We start from the raw sequence: 16,645 nt of genomic DNA on the forward strand, positions 1-16,645 counted from the left end.
GGCTTGGAGGGGGCAGTGGTGCATCTGGAATCTGTGCCCTCGCACATTCGACGCGAGTGACAAGGCAGTCATACTTCCGGCGGCGCTGCGCGCGCCGAAGCGCATTTCATTAAACCACCCGCCGCGTTCCGCACTCGCGTTTCCACACTAGATCGTGATTCGTCGTTGCACCGCTACTGCCACTGCTACCGCCACTGCGATCGCGACAGCGACAGCAACTGCAACTGCAACTGCAACTGCAACTGCAACTGCAACTACAACTACAACTACAACTACAACTGCGGCTGTTACTGTTACTGTTACTGTTACTGTTACTGTTACTGTTACTGCTACTGTTACTGCTACTGTTACTGCTACTGCTACTGTTACTGCTACTGCTACTGTTACTGCTACTGTTACTGTTACTGCTACTGTTACTGCTACTGTTACTGCTACTGTTACTGCTACTGTTACTGCTACTGTTACTGCTACTGTTACTGCTACTGTTACTGCTACTGTTACTGCTACTGTTACTGCTACTGTTACTGTTACTGCTACTGTTACTGCTACTGTTACTGCTACTGTTACTGCTACTGCTACTGCTACTGCTACTGCTACTGCTACTGCTACTGCTACTGCTACTGCTACTGCTACTGCTCTGCTATGCACACCGACATATCATTCGAAGTCGGGGTTCGCCCATGATTGCAGAGGTGCTTCGCCGAGGCGAAGCCGATGGCCCCCACAGCGTCGAAGCGAAACCTCTGGTTTCCCATGCAGCCCCATCCGCGACGCACGCAGTGCGGAGTGGGAGCTGATGAGTGCTTTGTCACTGACGCCGAATGTGCGAGGGCACGGATTCCAGATGCACCACTGCCGCAACTCTGCGAGGGACCCGCTTAGCAGGGGGTTCGAGCCGCTTTCTTTTGCCTACTTTTCTTTGCGGCAGGCAAAGAAAAGTAGGTGCCCGCCCCGCACAGGGGCGACGCTAATAGTCCAATATCAATTCAAGGAAAGGCCAACGCCGCAGGCGCACAGACAAAGCGCCGCGCAGGCAAAAAAAAACCCCAAACCCTATTCCTCAAACCTCATCCAGCAACTCCCTCACAACCCTCCGAGCCTCGCGCGCCAGCGCCCCAAGATCGACTCCCTCAATCTGATCATCAACAACAACCCGCTTCCCAGCAGAAAAAAGCACGGCCAGCGATGGCCTCCCCCCCGAGGCAACCGGCCCAATCGCCGGATCATGCAACCCAAAATACCTCGGATCGTCGAGCCGATAAACCGCAAGATCCGCGGCATAACCCACCGCAACCTTCCCAACCTCATCCAGCCCCATGACGCGAGCCCCGCCCGCCGTCCCCCAATGAATCACATCAGCCACACTGGCTGCACCCGCGCCACCTTCAAAACTGCCGCCCCGATACGCCGGCTGCGCCATCATCCCAAGCCGCGCCCGCTGCGCCAGCCACGTCATATGGACTTCGGAAATCATGTCGGCCGCTTCGTTCGAAGCCGCACCGTCGACGCCAATCGACACCGGCACCCCAGCGTCAGCCATCTCCCGCACCGGGCAAATGCCGCTGCCCAGCCGCCCGTTACTCTGCGGACAATGCGCGACACCTGTGCCCGTCTGCGCGAGCAGCGCAATTTCGTCGGCGTCGACCTTGACGAGATGCGCGTACCACACGTCGCTGCCAAGCCAGTCGTGCTCGCCGCAGAAAGCGACCGGAGACTGCCGGTGCATCGACTGCGCACTGTCCTGATAGCCGACCGTCTCCGACAAGTGGCTATGCAAACGCAAACCCAACCGGCGTGCGACCGCCGCCGTCTCACGCATCTCGTGAGGAGAAATCGAATACAACACCGTGGTCGGCGCCATCACGACCCGCTGCATCGCTCGCGGTGAAGCATCGTGGTATTGGGCCGCAAGCCGTTCGATATCAGCGACGTAGGCGTCCAGCGTTTCGGGACGTAACGCCGTCGGCAATTCGGCTTCGAGTTGCCGCGTTTGCGTCGCGCCGCCGCGCAGCAGGACGAAACGCAAACCGAGCTTCTCCGCTTCCTCAAACAGAATCGCCGAACTGTCGAACGGCATGCCCGGGTAGTACACGTAGTTGTGATCGGCCACCGTCGCGCAGCCGGAACGCGCAAGTTCGATCAGACCAATGCGCGCCGCGAGCCGGAAGCGCCGCTCGTCGAATAGCGCACGAAAGCGATACGGTGTCGCCGCAAGCCATGGCGTGAGCGTGGCATCGAGTCCGGCGGTGTCACCCTTGAGCAACGACTGGAACAGATGGTGATGCGTGTTGACCCACGCTGGGTAAATCACGCAATCGGTAGCGTCCACAACCGTCTCGCCAGGACGTGGCGTAAGCGCGCCGATTGCGTCGATCGTGTCGCCGACGATGCGAATGTCGGGACCCTTCACACGCGATGGATCATCCGCCGTACCGCGTCCGCCCGTCATGATCGCGGCGGCGTTACGAATCAGCGTAGAGGGTTTCGTGTCGTATGGGGTCATAAGCCTGAGCGCGAAAAAATCAAAGTTGGCTATCGTGCCAGCCACGCAAACCGATGCGCGATACCCATGCCGTGATGGCGAATAGCACGACGCCCGTCACGGTGATCAGCAACAGTGCCGCAAAAAGCCGCGGAATATTCAGCTGAAAACCCGCCTGCAGAATCTGATAAGCAAGGCCCGCGCCGCTGCCGCCCGTCCCCGCGACGAACTCGGCGACCACCGCGCCGATCAGCGAAAGGCCGCTCGAAATCCGCAGGCCGCCGAAGAAATACGGCAACGCGCTCGGAATTCGCAAGCGCACCAAGGTCTGCCAACGGGTCGCGCGATTGCTCCTGAAGAGGTTGATCAAACCCGGATTCACGCTGCGCAAGCCGAGCGCCGTGTTCGAGATGATCGGGAACAAAGCCACCAACGTCGCGCATAGCACCAGCGCCACATTCATGTCCTTGACCCAGATGATGATCAGCGGCGCGATCGCCACAACCGGCGTCACCTGCAACAGAATCGCATACGGAAACAGGCTCGCTTCGATCAGCGGGCTCTGCACGAACAGCAAGGCGATGACGACGCCCAGCACGGTGGCAAGTGCAAACGCCAGCAGCGTGATTTTCAACGTCGCCAGCAAACTGCCGAACAGCAAGGGCGCGTCCTGCACCAACTCGGTCGCGATCGCCGACGGCGACGGCACCAGATACGCAGGCACCTTCATCAGCACGCACCAGCCCTGCCACAACGCCAGCACCACCACACCGACCACCCACGGTGCGATCGCCTTCGTCATGCCGAGACGTTGCAACCACGGTCGACGCGTGGTCTTCGCGGCCGCCGGGGTGCGGTTGGTGTCCCTGCTGTCCCCGCCATCCCTCGCATCCCTCGCATCCCTCGCGTCCCTCGCGTCCCTCGCGTCCCTCGCGTCCCTCGCATCCCTCGCATCCCTTGCGTCCCTGATGTCTCTGGCGTCCCTGGCTTTGGTGTTGGTCGAATGACCCGCAAGCACTTCGCCTGTCATGATTGCACTCCTGTTTCTTCGTTCGCAAACGACGCACGATGTGCATCGGTAATCAACTCGGAGAGCGTCTTGCAGTGCTGCATGAACGGCTCACCGACACGGAATGCATCGTCGCGTTCGAGCGGGCCATCAATCGGCACTTCAGCGATGATGCGACCCGGTCGTGCCTGCATCACCACCACGCGGCTCGATAGATAGACCGCTTCGTAAATGCTGTGCGTGACGAACACCACCGTCATGCCACGCCGTCGCCACAGCGCGCGCAAATCGCTGTCGAGGCGGTTGCGGGTGAACTCGTCGAGCGCGCCGAACGGTTCGTCGAGCAACAGCAGATCCGGTTCGGTGACGAGCGCACGCGCCAGCGACGCGCGCATCTGCATGCCACCCGACAACTCGCGCGGCAGCACCGTGCCGAACTTCGCGAGCCCCACGCCATCGAGGGCCTCGGCGACGCGTGCATCCGCTTCACGGCGCGGCACGTGCGCGAGATCGAGCGGCAGGCGGACGTTATCGGCGACGGTGGCCCAAGGCATCAAGGTCGCTTCCTGAAACACCATCGACATGCGCCGCCCTTTCGAGCCGACCGTGTCGAACGGCTGACCCCACCAGCGCATATGGCCGTGCGTCGGCGTTTCAATGCCGGCGAACATCTTCAGCAAGGTGCTCTTGCCGCAGCCGGACGGCCCGAGCAAGGAGATGAACTCGCCGGCTTCGATCGAAAGCCGCACGTCTTCGAGCGCAACCGTGCCGTTCGGATAGCGCTTGTCGACGCGCTGCACCGACAGTAAAGGGACAGGCGGCTTCGGAGACCAGGTTTGAGCGGACGCCATGATCATGCCTCCACGTTGATGGGGAATACTTCGCGAAAGATTTCGGACTCGCCGTTATCGTTCAATAGCTTCAGCAACATGCGGCGCATCAGCAAACCGGGCTGGTCCGATTCCATGTGGCATTCCTGCTGACGGCGTACGTCGATGCATGCGTCGTAGTCGGTCGCTTCGAGAATGTCGCGGTCTTCGTCAGTGATCGGACGGTCCCAGTCGATCAGTTCCTGCGTCGAACACGCGTCTTCCGTGTCGTTACGATAGAGCCATTGCGACAGCATCAGCGTGCGGTCGTCGATCGGCGTCGCGCAGTTATAGATGATGTGATGGATGCCGCTCGCCGGATACACGCAACCGAAGCGGCGCGCGAACGGCATGTACCAGCGGTTGATCAGATGGCGCTCAGTGACCTCCTCGGTCGTGCCCGTGATGCGATAGCTCGCCGGCGGATTGCGCACGGGGACATGCGTTTCGGCTTCGAAGCCCCATTCGTTCGGACGGAACTCATACTTCGACGGTTTCGGGTTATCGAACAGACCGAAGTTGCCTTTGTGCACGAAGCTGAAGTGCGAGTTGTCGAAGGAGTTTTCCATCATGCGTAGCGGGCTCGCTTCCCATCGCTCATAGAACTGCAAGATACGGCGATAACCGGGCGCCCCTTCTTCCGGAAACTCGGGAATCGGTTGCAGCGGATCGTCGAGCGCGACCCACGCATAGCCGTAGCGTTCTTCGCAGTGGTACGACGGCACGACCGCGCGCGACGGAATCGCGCTGCCGCCGTTCTGCGGAATCTTCACGCATTGGCCGGTGCAGTCGTAGGTCCAGCCGTGATAGCCGCAGGCGATATTGCCGTCGTTGTCGACGAAACCCTTCGACAGTTTCGCCGTGCGATGGCAACAGCGATCGCGCAGTGCGTGCGGCTTGCCGCCTGCGCCCTTCCATAACACGATCGGCTCGCCGAGCAAGGTGAACGGCTGCGGACCGGCATCGAGTTGCGTCATCGGCATGATTGCGTACCAGAAGCGGCGCAAAACTTTTTGACGAGTGACCAGCATGGTGAAACTCCTTCTTTAAGCTTTAAACGTATTTGCTGTGCAAACGGTGCCGGCGGCGACCGGGCCTCAAGCGCCTCAGCACTCAGGGCATGACCTTCGCGTTCTGGATGTACTGCAGCGTGTAGGCCGCGTGATAGTCGGTCGAGGGTTTGAGCAGCTTCGCGTCGACCATGTACTCGAAGGTCTTCTTCCAGCGCGCATCGGTCATCGTGCCGATACCTTGGGTCGCCGCATCGCCGCCCGTCACAAGCTTGAGTTTCTTCAGTTGCGCCACCCCGTAGGCAAGTTGCCCGTCGCTCATCTGCGGGTTGTCTTTCTTGATCAGCGCATTAGCGGGCGCCGGATCGTTCAGATAGCTCTTCCACCCTTCCATCGATGCCTTCACGAAACGCGCCACCACATCCGGCTTGTTCTTGAGCGTGTCGCGCATCGTGACGATCGTCGTGTTGTAGGGCGGATAGCCGTCGTCGGCGAACAGGAAGAAGTGCGCGTTCGCGTGGGCCTGCTCAGCCTGATAGGTTTCCGACGACGGATACGCCTGCATCGCCACGTTCGGATCGGCGAAGAACGGCTGCAGGTTGAAGGTGTACGGACGCGCTTGCGCCTCGGTGTAGCCGTATTTCGCCTTGAGCCACGGCCACCAGGTCGTGCGGCCCGAACCGGCGACAAGGATGGTCTTGTTCTTCAGGCCGGCGAGACTGGTCACGTCGGCGTGGGTCATCATGCCTTGCGGGTCGTATTGGAATGCCGCGGCAACCGTGGTGACGGGAATACCGGCTTCGACGCTCGAGAGCACCTGGAAGTCGTAACCGAGCAGGAAATCCGCCTGGCCGCCGGCGAGCAACTGCATGCCGTTGACTTGCGGACCGCCCATTTTGATCGTGACATCCAACCCATACTTCTTGTAAATGCCGGTCGCCACCGCCTGATAGAAACCGCCGTGCTCAGCTTGTGCGTACCAGCTGGTCAGCAACGTGACGTGATCTTCGGCATGGGCCAGCGGCGCGGCGAGCATGCCGCTGGCGAGCGCGGCGGCGCTAACGGTCCGCGCGATAAATGAGTGACCGCAAGAGGCAATTCGTGCAATGCGGGAGAGAAGATGCAGAACGCGCATGACTGAACTCCGTGTGAACGTGGGAATAGTTGGGATGGTGGGAAGGCAAAGCGACGAGGAACGGGCGGCCTGCCCCATGCACTGCACGTGAACGAGATCACGCAGGCCTGCAAATGCATGCACACGCACAGGCGCAAACGAACGCAGATCGCCGCGCGTATTAGCACGGAGTGCACAGACGCATAACAGTCGGGTGAAAATTTGGGGCAACTGCATCGCACGCTCCTTGTTGGCGGAACCGGACGGTTCCGTTCAAACGTCGAATTGCTTCGACGTGGGCGCACGATGCGCCCCAAGAGCAATGCCCCACGGTGACCGGCACTTGCATGCCGGCTCGCTAGCCGCTTCTACTCTGGTGTCCCTTTAAGCGAATGTTGTGCCAATTGTTGCGCGGCAGCATGCACCGCGCAACCGCGGGCGTTTCGAGCCAGGCACGGCTCGCGCTTTGACGCGCCACTGCACTCGCGCGAAGCGCGTCGGCACCGTGCGGGTGCATCCGGTGTGCGTTTTGGCGCAGCGCACATGCCGCACGATAAGACGCACCCCGTCGTCAGGACTGAGCCTTGCTACCCATTAAGTGTCCTCAAACCAGGAGCACGAAAATGAGCGCAACCCATGAAAGCACCTCGACCAAGCCGGCCGACATCGAACATCCGCAACCTGTCATTCACAGCGACAATGAAAAGAGCAAGCTGCCCGAACGCGACGATGAGGGGCGCCATCAGTCTCCCGCTGACCGGCCGGGCAAGAAACCTGGCGAGGGCGAACCGTCAGTCAGTTGAAATATCGAGCACTAGTCTGCGAGCGGCTTTGCTGCGCATAAGCGGCAAAACCGCATAAATCTTCCCTTCTAAAGCCTTTCAGAAGGCAGACATTTTTTCCGAATTATTACCAATTATTTTTCTGGCGCGATGGACTATTTTCCTGCTTGCAGCAACGTGAGCGCCAAGCGAACCGGCTGCCGCCCCTCAACAGATAAAACGGCGAAGCCCATGTCCATCTCACTCACCTCCTCGACCTCCTCCACACTCCCTCCGGTCCCGAAGGTTTCCATTTGCCTGCCCACGTGCGATCGGCCTGAACTGCTTGTCGCATGTATCGACTCCTGCCTTGCGCAACGCTACGGCAATCTGGAAATCGTGATCGGCGACGATTCGAAGGACGTGCGCACCCAGCAGTTGATGGCGACGCGCTATGCGAACGAACCGCGCATCCGCTATACGAAGAACCAGCCGTCGCTCGGCCAGGCGCGCAACGTCGCGAGCCTGTTCGAGCACGCACGCGGCGACAAGATTCTGCTGATTCACGACGACGACCTGCTCACCACCGACGGCGTCGAAAAGCTCGTGTCGCTATGGACGCGTCATCCGCAACTGGAGGTGGCATTCGCCGATCAGTACGAGGCCGACCACAGCGGCGCAGTCGATTTCGACGCGAGCACGCGGCTGAACACGGCGTTTCACCGCACGAAGGACGCCGAAGGTTTGCAGGCTTTGCCAGGCAGAACCGGGCTGATCCAGATGTTCCCGAATAACGGCTGGATGGCCAACGCGGACCTTGTCAAACGGATCGGCTACAAGGATCAGTACGGCATGTGCTGCGATTTCGTGTTTGGCACCGAACTCTGTCTCGCGGCGCGCGAGGTGTTTTATCTGCACGACTACGTGTCGGTGTATCGGAAGACCGCGACCTCGATCTCGCAGAGCACGCGCGGCACGACGGTTGCCCCTACCGTCAGTGCGTATGCATTCGTCTGCCGCCGCAACTGGAACCGTCACGCAAGCTGGCGTTGCGCCGGCTCGCGCCGATCGTCGTCTCGGTTCATGCGAAGAATCGCCAGGCGGTACTCGGGTCGAAGATCGCGCTCACACATCTCTTTGCCTACAACTATGGTTTCAGCGTGCGGCTCTATTACCACCTGCTCATGCTCTCACGTGCGGCCGTGAGCGTGCGGTAGCGCGCCTGACGCAGCGACAGCCGGATGCGAGCCCCTTCCTTCGCTGCAAAGTGTTCTACGAACCCGATCATTGGACAACCATCGCTGCTGCTTTAAGGCTGGTCGATCAGTCGGTTAGTCGCCAGTCAATGCCTCTGCGGCGGCCGGTGCGTGCGATCGCACGATGCGCTTGCGCCGCGTCAGCGCATAAGTGGCGAGCCAGTCAAGCGCCGTGCACAACACAAGATAGATGAAACCGACGAACAGGAAGATCTGCGCGGGGTACACCATCAGCCGATTGCTGACCTGCGTCGCGACGAACGACAGTTCGCCGACGCCGACGATGTACGCGAGCGAGGTGTCCTTCACCAGCGACACCCATTGATTCACGAACGAAGGCGCCATGATGCGCATCGCTTGAGGCAGCAACACGTAGCGCAGGGCTTGCATGCGCGTCAGGCCGAGCGACAGCCCGGCTTGCCACTGCCCCTCTCCGACCGCGCGAATGCCCGCGTGCACCGAATGAGCAAGGTAGGCGCCGCCGACTAGCGAGAGCGCGCAGACGACCGTTGCGAGTCCTGGCACATCGACGTGGAAGACTACCGGCAACAGGAAATACGTCCAGAAGATCAGCATCAACACGGGAATCGCGCGGAAGAAACCGATCACGAGTAGCAACGGCACACGCGCGGCGCGCCCCGCCGTCGCCAGCGCAATGCCACCCGCGACGCCGAGCACGGCCGACGCGAGCGCGGAACACAAGGCAAGCCCGAGGGTGAGCGCCGCGCCGCCGAGCGGCCCTTGCGGAAATGCGCCGACCAGCAGATACGGCAGGTTATTGGCAAGCAGCGACCATGTCATACTCAGCGCCTCACGAATGAGCGGTCACGCACATGCGCCACCGTATGCGAGACAGCTTCGATCAAAGCGATGGCAACGATATACAACACGGTTGCCACACCGAACGCCTCGAAAGTTTTGAAGCTCTCCGTCTCGACCTGCCGCGATGCATACGACAGTTCGGCAAGGCCAATCGCCATAGTCAGCGATGAATTTTTCACGAGGTTCATGTATTGACCGAAGAGCGGCGGCAGCGAAATGCGCACCGCTTGCGGCAGAACGACGTAGCGGAACGCCTGCAATGGCGTGAGACCCAGGGCCGCGGCTGCAGCATGCTGACCGGTCGGCACGCCGCGCAAACCCGCCTGGAATTCTTCGGCGATGAACGCCGCCGTATAGCACGTGAGCCCGACCCACCCGGCAACAAATTCGAACGATGGCCAGCGCAACGCGTACGCACCGATGTGCAAACCGTGCGGCGTGTTCAGCCATTGCATCATTACGTCAGGCATCAACGTGGCCGCGCCGAAGTACCAGAAAAACAGTTGCACCAGCAACGGCGTGTTGCGAAACACTAGTACATAGGTGGCCGTTGCACGACGCAGCCAGCAATACCGGGCATGACGCGCGATCGCCAGCACGAAGCCAAACAAGGTGGCCGCGAGCGCCGCCGTCAACGCGAGACCGACGGTTACGCCGAAGCCTTGCCACAGCCACATCAGATACTTTGGAGCGAGCCACGCTTGCATCTTTCAACCTGCTTCTTTAAACCTGCTTCTTTCAGAAACGCCGACGGGCACGTTGCCAACGTGCCCATTTATTCACAGTTGCTACAGCGACACGGCGATCAGGTCTTGTCGCCAATCTTGAAGATGCGCGCAAGCGGCGTCTTCGTTTGCGGACCAAACCAGCGGTTGTAGATCTGCGCGGCCGAGCCGTCGGCTTCCAGTCCCTTCAGCGTGTCGTTCACGAAACCGACGAGGCGCGTCTCGCCCTTCGGGATGCCGACACCCATGTAGTCGTTCGAAATCGTGAACGCCGGAATCTCGTAGTTCTGCTTGTCCGGCACATTGGCGAGCAGGCCGACCAGCTTCGGCCCGTCCTGCGTGATCGCCTGCACGTTGCCCGCGCGCAAGGCCGCGAACGCGAACGGCGTGTCGTCGTACGCGACGATCGTGGCTTGCGGGAATTTCTCGCGCAGCGTGATTTCGTTGGTGGTGCCCTTGTCGGCGCCCACGCGCAGGCTGTTGATCTGATCCGGCGACTTCAGCACGCCCTTCTTCGCCAGAAACTGCTGCCCCGAGGAGAAATACGGAATGCTGAAATCGACCTGTTTGGCGCGCTCGTCGGTGATCGTGAAGTTGGCGAGCACCAGGTCGACTTTCTTCGAGGTCAGGAACGGAATGCGGTTGGCCGGATTGGTCGGTTGAAGTTCGAGTTTCACGCCGAGCTTATCGGCGAGCGCTTTCGCGTAGTCGACGTCGAGGCCGACGATGTGGTTGCTGGTTGCGTCGACGTAGCCGAACGGCGGGTTGCTGTCGAAAGTTGCGACGCGCAGTACGCCGGCTTTCTTGATGTCGTCGAGGCGGTCGGCGTGGGCGAGTCCCGATACCGTCATCGAGAGCCCCGTCATTGTCATGAGCCAGGCAGCGAGTAGTGTCGATTTCATTTTTATGGATCTCTTTGTTTGCGTGCGATGCTTGTTCAATATGCGTGCGATGTTTCAGAAACGGATGCGTGTTGGAGATATCCGTTGCAACCGTGAGGTGCAACCGATAACCACGCATGGGCGCCACATTAGCAGCGACGCGGCGCGCACCGAACCAAGAAATGCTCCTGTATTAAGCGCGTTTTCTGCTAAGCATCCGCTCATTAGCAAACGCGTATTTGTTGCTTGGTCATGCGCGTGCGGCTGATTAGGATGGACCTCGATCCGTCATCATCCCCGAGGTGATTCGCCATGTCCGACAGTGCCTGTTTCAAGCCGCGTGTGATCGAGCCGGTCGTCGTCAATCAGCCAGAAGGATTGGGGCTTGCTGTGGAGTTGTGGCTTGCGCATCCCGTCGATGGAATTGCGGGGCGAGCCGTGCAGATTCATTTGCGCAGCGATGCGAAGATGGCGCAAGCCGAGGCGCTGCGCGACCTGCTGCATGTGCTGGGAACGGAGATCGTGGTGGCTTGAGCGTGCGCCGTGCTTGCCGTGCTTGCCGCGCTTGCCGCGCTTGCCGCGCTTGCCGCGCTTGCAGATAGAGTAAAAAAACGGCGGCCGGGTTGCCCCTGGCCGCCGTTTTCAAACAGCGCTCATACGTGCTGTTTGAGCGTATCGCCTATGCTCACGGTTCGTGACGCAGATACCCTTCTTTCGAAGGATCGCGCATGCGCAGCGCCACGAGGCCGGCGATCGCGCACAGTGCGGTCACATACCAGTAGAACATCGACTCGTTGCCCACCGACTTCAGCCAGAGCGCGACATATTCCGCCGAGCCACCGAAGATCGCATTGGCCACCGCGTACGACAGACCCACGCCGAGCGCGCGCACTTCCGGCGGGAACATTTCGGCCTTGATCAGGCCGCTGATCGACGTATAGAAGCTGACGATCGCCAACGCCACGACGACAAGGCCGAACGCCGCATACGGGCTCGTCACGTCTTTCAATGCGTGCAGCAGCGGCACAGTGCCGATGGTCGCGAAGAGACCGAAGAACAGCATCGAACGACGGCGGCCGATGCGGTCCGACAAGGCGCCGAACGCCGGCTGCATCACCATGTAGACGAACAGCGCCGCGGTCATCACGTTGCTGGCCGTCTTGGCATGCATGCCGGCCGTGTTGACCAGGTACTTCTGCATGTACGTGGTGAACGTATAGAAAATCAGCGAGCCGCCGGCCGTGAAGCCGAGCACCGTCACGAAGGCGCCCTTGTGCTGCCACAGGCCGCGCAGCGTGCCGGCTTCCTTGCGCCGACGCGTCTCGGCCGTGGTGGTTTCTTCGAGCGATTTACGCAGATACAGCGCGACCAGGGCCGCCAACGCGCCGATCACGAACGGCACGCGCCAACCCCACGCTTTCAGCTCTTCGGTGGAGAGCGTTTGTTGCAGGATCACCAGCACCAGCAGCGCGCACAACTGACCGCCGATCAGCGTGACGTACTGGAACGATGCGAAGAAACCGCGACGGCCCTTGAGCGCGACTTCACTCATATAAGTCGCGCTGGTGCCGTATTCCCCGCCCACCGAGAGGCCCTGGAACAGGCGAGCGACCAGCAGCAGCGCCGGCGCCAAGGCGCCGATCTGCGCATACGTGGGGAGCACTGCGATCACGAGCGAGCCGCCGCACATCATGAACACTGACACCATCATCGCAGACTTGCGCCCGTGCTTGTCGGCGAGCCGGCCGAAGAACCAGCCGCCGATGGGGCGCATCAGGAAGCCTGCGGCGAAGACGCCGGCGGTGTTGAGCAACTGCGTAGTGGTGTTGCCGCTCGGGAAGAATGCCGGCGCGAAGTACAGCGCGCAGAACGAGTACACGTAGAAGTCGAACCACTCGACTAGATTGCCCGATGAAGCGCCAACGATCGCGAAGATGCGGCGCCGGGTGTCGTGTGCGTCGTGAGCCGTGGCCACGGTTTGATCGGATAGGTCGGTCATATTGTTGTCTTTCCTTGTCTTTAAACGGAGGTAGCGGTCGTGGCGCCGCCTTCACAACACAGGCATCGAGGTGCCGCAGGGGCACCCATAGCGCGTGTGCGCGAATTTTACCGAATTGAAAGGGGAAGATGGGAGTTTGTTAAGTTCGCTGACGGGAGGGGTGGTTTTTTGTTCGCGCAGCGTTTTTTGTCTGTATGCCTACGGCGTTGGCCTTTTCCTGGCTTTTTGCCCGCGCGGTGTTTGGTCTGTCCGTGTGCCTGCGGCGTTGGGCTTTGCTTGATCTGTTTGCCTGTGCGGCGCTTGTTCGTCTGTGTGCCTGCGGCGTTGGCCTTTCCTTGTTTTCTTAGTGGTTTATTAGCGTCGCCCCTGTGCAGGTCGCGAGGACAACTCGCGCGTGCAAAATACTCCCGGACGCCAACGGTTTCCACCTTGAGCAGTTGTTCGCCGCTTGACTTCCAATACGGTTGCTTTTCTTTGCGGCAGGCAAAGAAAAGTAGGTGCCCGCCCCGCACAGGGGCGACGCTAATAATCCAATATCAATTCAAGGAAAGGCCAACGCCGTAAGGGCACAGCCAAAAAGCGCCGCGCAGGTAACCAAAACAAGAACACCGAGACCCCCGCGGAGCGGAACGGCACCACCCCCGCCCCGCGGGCACCCCCTCCTCAAACCCTCACTGCCGGAGGCACATACTTACACTCATACCGCTTCCTCACCGTGCCATTCTCATCGACGCTTTCCAGGAAGACGTCGAACTGCCACAAGCGCGCCATGTGCTTCAGCACCTCATCGCTATCGCCGGACAGATGCCGGTTGTCGCTCATGAAATGCCGCAACGTCAGGCTCCGGTCACCACGCGTATTCACCGCCCACACCTGAATATTCGGCTCCCGATGATGCATGTCGTACTGCCGCGACAACGCCTGACGCACGTACTGATACCCACTGTCGTCATGAATCGCCGACACTTCGAGCGCATCGCGCATATCGTCATCGAGCACCGAGAACAGACGCATCTCCCGGATCAGATGCGGCGACAGATACTGAGCGACGAAACTCTCGTCCTTAAAGTTGCGCATCGCATAGTGCATCGCGGGTAGCCACGGACTGCCGGCGAGTTCGGGGAACCACTTGCGGTCCTCCTCCGTCGGCGATTCGCAGATCCGGCGGATATCGCTCATCATCGAAAAACCGAGCGCATACGGGTTGATGCCGCTGTAATACGGTTTCGTGACCGGCGGCTGGTAGACCACATTGCTGTGCGAATGGAGAAACTCCATCATGAAACCGTCTTCCAGCTTGCCCTGGGCGTACATCGTGTTGAGCAAGGTGTAGTGCCAGAACGTGGCCCAGCCTTCGTTCATGACCTGGGTTTGCCGTTGCGGATAGAAATACTGCCCGACCTTGCGCACGATCCGGATCACTTCCCGTTCCCACGGCTCAAGAAACGGCGCGTTCTTCTCCGCGAAATACAACAGGTTTTCCTGCGGCTCCGGCGGATAACGCTCCTCGATTTCCTCCGGCAATGGTGTATGCCGGGTCGGCAAGGTGCGCCACAGTTCGTTGACCTGCGATTGCAGATACGCCTCACGTTCGCGGCGCGCCGCAAACTCCTTTTCCAGCGAGAGCTTCTGCGGCCGCTTGTAACGGTCCACGCCGTAGTTCATCAACGCGTGGCACGAGTCGAGCAGTTCCTCCACCCGGTCAAGCCCGAAGCGCTCCTCGCACTCAGCGATGTAATTCTTCGCGTAGACGAGGTAATCGATGATCGCGTGCGCATCCGTCCACAGCTTGAACAGATAGTTGCCCTTGAAGAACGAGTTGTGCCCATAGGCCGCGTGCGCGATGACGAGCGCCTGCATCGTCATCGTGTTCTCTTCCATCAGGTACGCGATGCAGGGGTTCGAATTGATGACGATCTCATACGCCAGCCCCATCTGCCCCCGACGGTAGCTCTTTTCGGTGGAGAGAAAGTGTTTGCCGAACGACCAGTGACGGTAGTTCACCGGCATGCCGACGGACGCGTAAGCGTCCATCATCTGTTCGGCGCTGATGAGTTCGAGCTGGATCGGATAGACGTCGAGTTCATATTGCTCTGCAACACGGGCAATATGCGTGTCGTACTCCTCGATCAATTCGAAGGTCCAGTCGGACGGGCACGGCAAAGGCCGTCTATCGGCTACGTTCATACGGACTTCCCTTTGCCCCTCAGTGGGCGTTCCGGTGTGTCCCCGTGCTGCAGCTGCGTCGACTGCTCCGGCTGCGGCGGCTCCCGTATCGTCCGCCTTCGCCTCGGCATGCCCCGACTGTTGCTTCTGCGGCACGCCTTTCCCACGCTCCGGCTGATAGCCGCGCGCTTCGTTGTGCAGGTGTTTTGTCGTCATGAAGACGCCACCTGCTTTTCAAACAACTCCCGAAACACCGGATAGATGTCGGCCGCGGTTTCGACCTTCTTCATCGCCATATGCGGCTGGCTCAGCGCCAACTGGGCATATTCGAGCCACAGGTTCTGCTCTTCCGGCGTGACCTGGATATACGCAAAATAGCGCACCTTGTCCAGGATGTCATCCGAAAGTATCTTGCGGCACTTGGGCGAATCGTCGGTCCAATTGTCGCCGTCAGAAGCCTGAGCGCCGTAAATATTCCATTCAGTCGGCGAATAGCGCTCGTCCATCACCTTCTGCATCAACTCCAGCGCGCTCGACACCACCGTGCCGCCGCTTTCCGTCGAATGGAAGAACGTGTCTTCGTCGACTTCCTCGGCGCGGGTGTGGTGACGAATGAACACCACTTCGATCTTTTCGTAGTTACGCTTGAGGAACAGATACAGCAGGATGAAGAAGCGCTTGGCGAGGTCCTTGCGCTGCTCGTCCATGGAACCGGACACATCCATCAGACAGAACATCACGGCCTGGCTCGACGGCGTAGGTTGCTTCACCCGGTTCACATAGCGCAGATCGAACGGATCGATAAACGGAATACGCCAGATGCGCCCGCGCAAATGGTGGATTTCTTCTTCGAGCAGTTTGATTTCGTCGCGACGGTCGTCCGGATCGGCCTTCATCACTTCGAGTTGCCGCTCCATCTCGTGCAACTGATTGACGAGCGGCGCACCGAGCGCGATGCGGCGGCCGAGCGCGCTGCGCAGCGAACGGACCACGTCGATATTATTCGGCGTGCCTTCGGCAGCCCAGCCGGCGCGGATGCTTTTCCACGTCGGCACGGCCATCAGATGGGTTTTGACAAGACGCGGGAGCTCGAGATCGTCGAAGAAATACTGCATGAATTCTTCGCGGCTCAACTCGAACACGAAGTCGTCCTGACCCTCGCCTTCGTTGCTGGCCTGGTTGCCCCCGCCTCCGCCGCCGCCCCCTTGCGGGCGCTGGATCTTGTCGCCGCGAATGTAGTCCGAGTTGCCTGGATGCACCATTTCCCGCTTGCCGCCGGGACCATGCCGGAACGACGGTTCCGCGATGTCCTTGCGCGGGATGGTGATGCTCTGGGTGTTCTGGATGTCTTTGATGCTACGGTCGCGCACCGCTTCCGAGACGGCGCGACGAATATAGTTCTTAACGCGGCGCAGAAAGCGCTCGCGGTTTGCAATGCTCTTGTTCTTGCCTGCTAACCTGCGGTCGATGATTTGATGAAGCACGCCCGGTCTCCCACTGCAAATTTCCGCTGCACGAGACGCACATTACATAGGCATGTTTGCATACTCA

Annotated in this window: 14 protein-coding genes and 1 pseudogene; 3 read left to right on the top strand and 12 right to left on the bottom strand. The window is 60.1% G+C overall.

Features of this window, described 5'->3' with window-relative positions; genetic code table 11:
* Positions 1-147: 147 nt before the first annotated feature.
* The 6 genes from PQQ96_RS25805 to PQQ96_RS25830 all read right to left on the bottom strand — a co-directional run bounded on the left by PQQ96_RS25805 (position 148) and on the right by PQQ96_RS25830 (position 6,505).
* Complete coding sequence (locus tag PQQ96_RS25805; RefSeq protein WP_408297942.1) at positions 148-648, bottom strand: hypothetical protein; 501 nt, start codon at positions 646-648, stop codon at positions 148-150.
* Between the two features lie 412 nt (positions 649-1,060).
* Positions 1,061-2,503 (bottom strand): isoxanthopterin deaminase, encoded by a 1,443-nt coding sequence (locus tag PQQ96_RS25810; protein ID WP_408297944.1) that lies wholly within the window; start codon positions 2,501-2,503, stop codon positions 1,061-1,063.
* Positions 2,504-2,522: 19 nt separating this feature from the next.
* Positions 2,523-3,284, bottom strand: a complete 762-nt coding sequence (locus PQQ96_RS25815) for an ABC transporter permease (protein ID WP_408297946.1) — start codon at positions 3,282-3,284, stop codon at positions 2,523-2,525.
* Positions 3,285-3,508: 224 nt separating this feature from the next.
* Positions 3,509-4,342, bottom strand: a complete 834-nt coding sequence (locus PQQ96_RS25820; RefSeq protein ID WP_408297948.1) for an ABC transporter ATP-binding protein — start codon at positions 4,340-4,342, stop codon at positions 3,509-3,511.
* Positions 4,343-4,344: 2 nt separating this feature from the next.
* A complete protein-coding gene (locus PQQ96_RS25825) occupies positions 4,345-5,391 on the bottom strand; it encodes an aromatic ring-hydroxylating dioxygenase subunit alpha (protein ID WP_408297950.1) in 1,047 nt (348 codons plus the stop codon).
* Between the two features lie 82 nt (positions 5,392-5,473).
* A complete protein-coding gene (locus tag PQQ96_RS25830) occupies positions 5,474-6,505 on the bottom strand; it encodes an ABC transporter substrate-binding protein (RefSeq protein WP_408297952.1) in 1,032 nt (343 codons plus the stop codon).
* A 602-nt stretch (positions 6,506-7,107) separates the two neighbouring features.
* Between PQQ96_RS25830 and PQQ96_RS25835 the strand changes: the two genes are divergently transcribed.
* Both PQQ96_RS25835 and PQQ96_RS25840 read left to right on the top strand, forming a co-directional pair.
* Entirely contained in the window at positions 7,108-7,287 is a 180-nt protein-coding gene (locus PQQ96_RS25835) for a hypothetical protein (RefSeq protein WP_408297954.1), read from the top strand.
* A gap of 210 nt (positions 7,288-7,497) precedes the next feature.
* A pseudogene (locus PQQ96_RS25840) lies at positions 7,498-8,462 on the top strand (glycosyltransferase family 2 protein).
* A 114-nt stretch (positions 8,463-8,576) separates the two neighbouring features.
* On the opposite strand, the gene PQQ96_RS25845 reads toward PQQ96_RS25840, so the two are convergent.
* The 3 genes from PQQ96_RS25845 to PQQ96_RS25855 form a co-directional block, all read right to left on the bottom strand.
* Entirely contained in the window at positions 8,577-9,302 is a 726-nt protein-coding gene (locus PQQ96_RS25845) for an amino acid ABC transporter permease (RefSeq protein WP_408297956.1), read from the bottom strand.
* 2 nt (positions 9,303-9,304) lie between these two features.
* Complete coding sequence (locus PQQ96_RS25850) at positions 9,305-10,030, bottom strand: amino acid ABC transporter permease (RefSeq protein ID WP_408297958.1); 726 nt, start codon at positions 10,028-10,030, stop codon at positions 9,305-9,307.
* A gap of 98 nt (positions 10,031-10,128) precedes the next feature.
* Entirely contained in the window at positions 10,129-10,950 is an 822-nt protein-coding gene (locus PQQ96_RS25855; RefSeq protein WP_408297960.1) for an ABC transporter substrate-binding protein, read from the bottom strand.
* A gap of 291 nt (positions 10,951-11,241) precedes the next feature.
* On the opposite strand from PQQ96_RS25855, the gene PQQ96_RS25860 reads away from it, so the two are divergent.
* Positions 11,242-11,463 (top strand): hypothetical protein, encoded by a 222-nt coding sequence (locus PQQ96_RS25860; RefSeq protein WP_063495933.1) that lies wholly within the window; start codon positions 11,242-11,244, stop codon positions 11,461-11,463.
* Positions 11,464-11,614: 151 nt separating this feature from the next.
* Here the strand turns inward: PQQ96_RS25860 and PQQ96_RS25865 are convergent, their stop codons facing one another.
* From PQQ96_RS25865 to PQQ96_RS25875, 3 genes are all read right to left on the bottom strand, one after another.
* On the bottom strand, positions 11,615-12,928 hold the full coding sequence (locus tag PQQ96_RS25865) for an MFS family transporter (RefSeq protein WP_408297962.1): 1,314 nt from the start codon (positions 12,926-12,928) through the stop codon (positions 11,615-11,617).
* Between the two features lie 663 nt (positions 12,929-13,591).
* Positions 13,592-15,310 carry a SpoVR family protein gene (locus PQQ96_RS25870; protein ID WP_408297964.1) on the bottom strand — a complete coding sequence of 573 codons (1,719 nt, stop codon included), beginning with the start codon at positions 15,308-15,310 and terminating at the stop codon, positions 13,592-13,594.
* Entirely contained in the window at positions 15,307-16,578 is a 1,272-nt protein-coding gene (locus PQQ96_RS25875) for a YeaH/YhbH family protein (protein ID WP_408297965.1), read from the bottom strand. Before PQQ96_RS25875 ends, PQQ96_RS25870 begins: the two co-directional genes overlap by 4 nt.
* Positions 16,579-16,645: the final 67 nt, after the last annotated feature.

Origin of the sequence: Paraburkholderia sediminicola (genome assembly GCF_046027825.1) — a bacterium.
Classification (GTDB): domain Bacteria; phylum Pseudomonadota; class Gammaproteobacteria; order Burkholderiales; family Burkholderiaceae; genus Paraburkholderia; species Paraburkholderia sediminicola_D.

Excerpts from the sequence above, each read along its gene's own strand:
- PQQ96_RS25835 (WP_408297954.1), top strand. The coding sequence starts at position 7,108 with ATGAGCGCAACCCATGAAAGCACCTCGACCAAGCCGGCCGACATCGAA.
- PQQ96_RS25820 (WP_408297948.1), bottom strand. The coding sequence starts at position 4,342 with ATGGCGTCCGCTCAAACCTGGTCTCCGAAGCCGCCTGTCCCTTTACTG.
- PQQ96_RS25860 (WP_063495933.1), top strand. The coding sequence starts at position 11,242 with ATGTCCGACAGTGCCTGTTTCAAGCCGCGTGTGATCGAGCCGGTCGTC.
- PQQ96_RS25845 (WP_408297956.1), bottom strand. The coding sequence starts at position 9,302 with ATGACATGGTCGCTGCTTGCCAATAACCTGCCGTATCTGCTGGTCGGC.
- PQQ96_RS25830 (WP_408297952.1), bottom strand. The coding sequence starts at position 6,505 with ATGCGCGTTCTGCATCTTCTCTCCCGCATTGCACGAATTGCCTCTTGC.
- PQQ96_RS25865 (WP_408297962.1), bottom strand. The coding sequence starts at position 12,928 with ATGACCGACCTATCCGATCAAACCGTGGCCACGGCTCACGACGCACAC.
- PQQ96_RS25870 (WP_408297964.1), bottom strand. The coding sequence starts at position 15,310 with ATGACGACAAAACACCTGCACAACGAAGCGCGCGGCTATCAGCCGGAG.
- PQQ96_RS25810 (WP_408297944.1), bottom strand. The coding sequence starts at position 2,503 with ATGACCCCATACGACACGAAACCCTCTACGCTGATTCGTAACGCCGCC.
- PQQ96_RS25815 (WP_408297946.1), bottom strand. The coding sequence starts at position 3,284 with ATGACGAAGGCGATCGCACCGTGGGTGGTCGGTGTGGTGGTGCTGGCG.
- PQQ96_RS25825 (WP_408297950.1), bottom strand. The coding sequence starts at position 5,391 with ATGCTGGTCACTCGTCAAAAAGTTTTGCGCCGCTTCTGGTACGCAATC.
- PQQ96_RS25850 (WP_408297958.1), bottom strand. The coding sequence starts at position 10,030 with ATGCAAGCGTGGCTCGCTCCAAAGTATCTGATGTGGCTGTGGCAAGGC.
- PQQ96_RS25855 (WP_408297960.1), bottom strand. The coding sequence starts at position 10,950 with ATGAAATCGACACTACTCGCTGCCTGGCTCATGACAATGACGGGGCTC.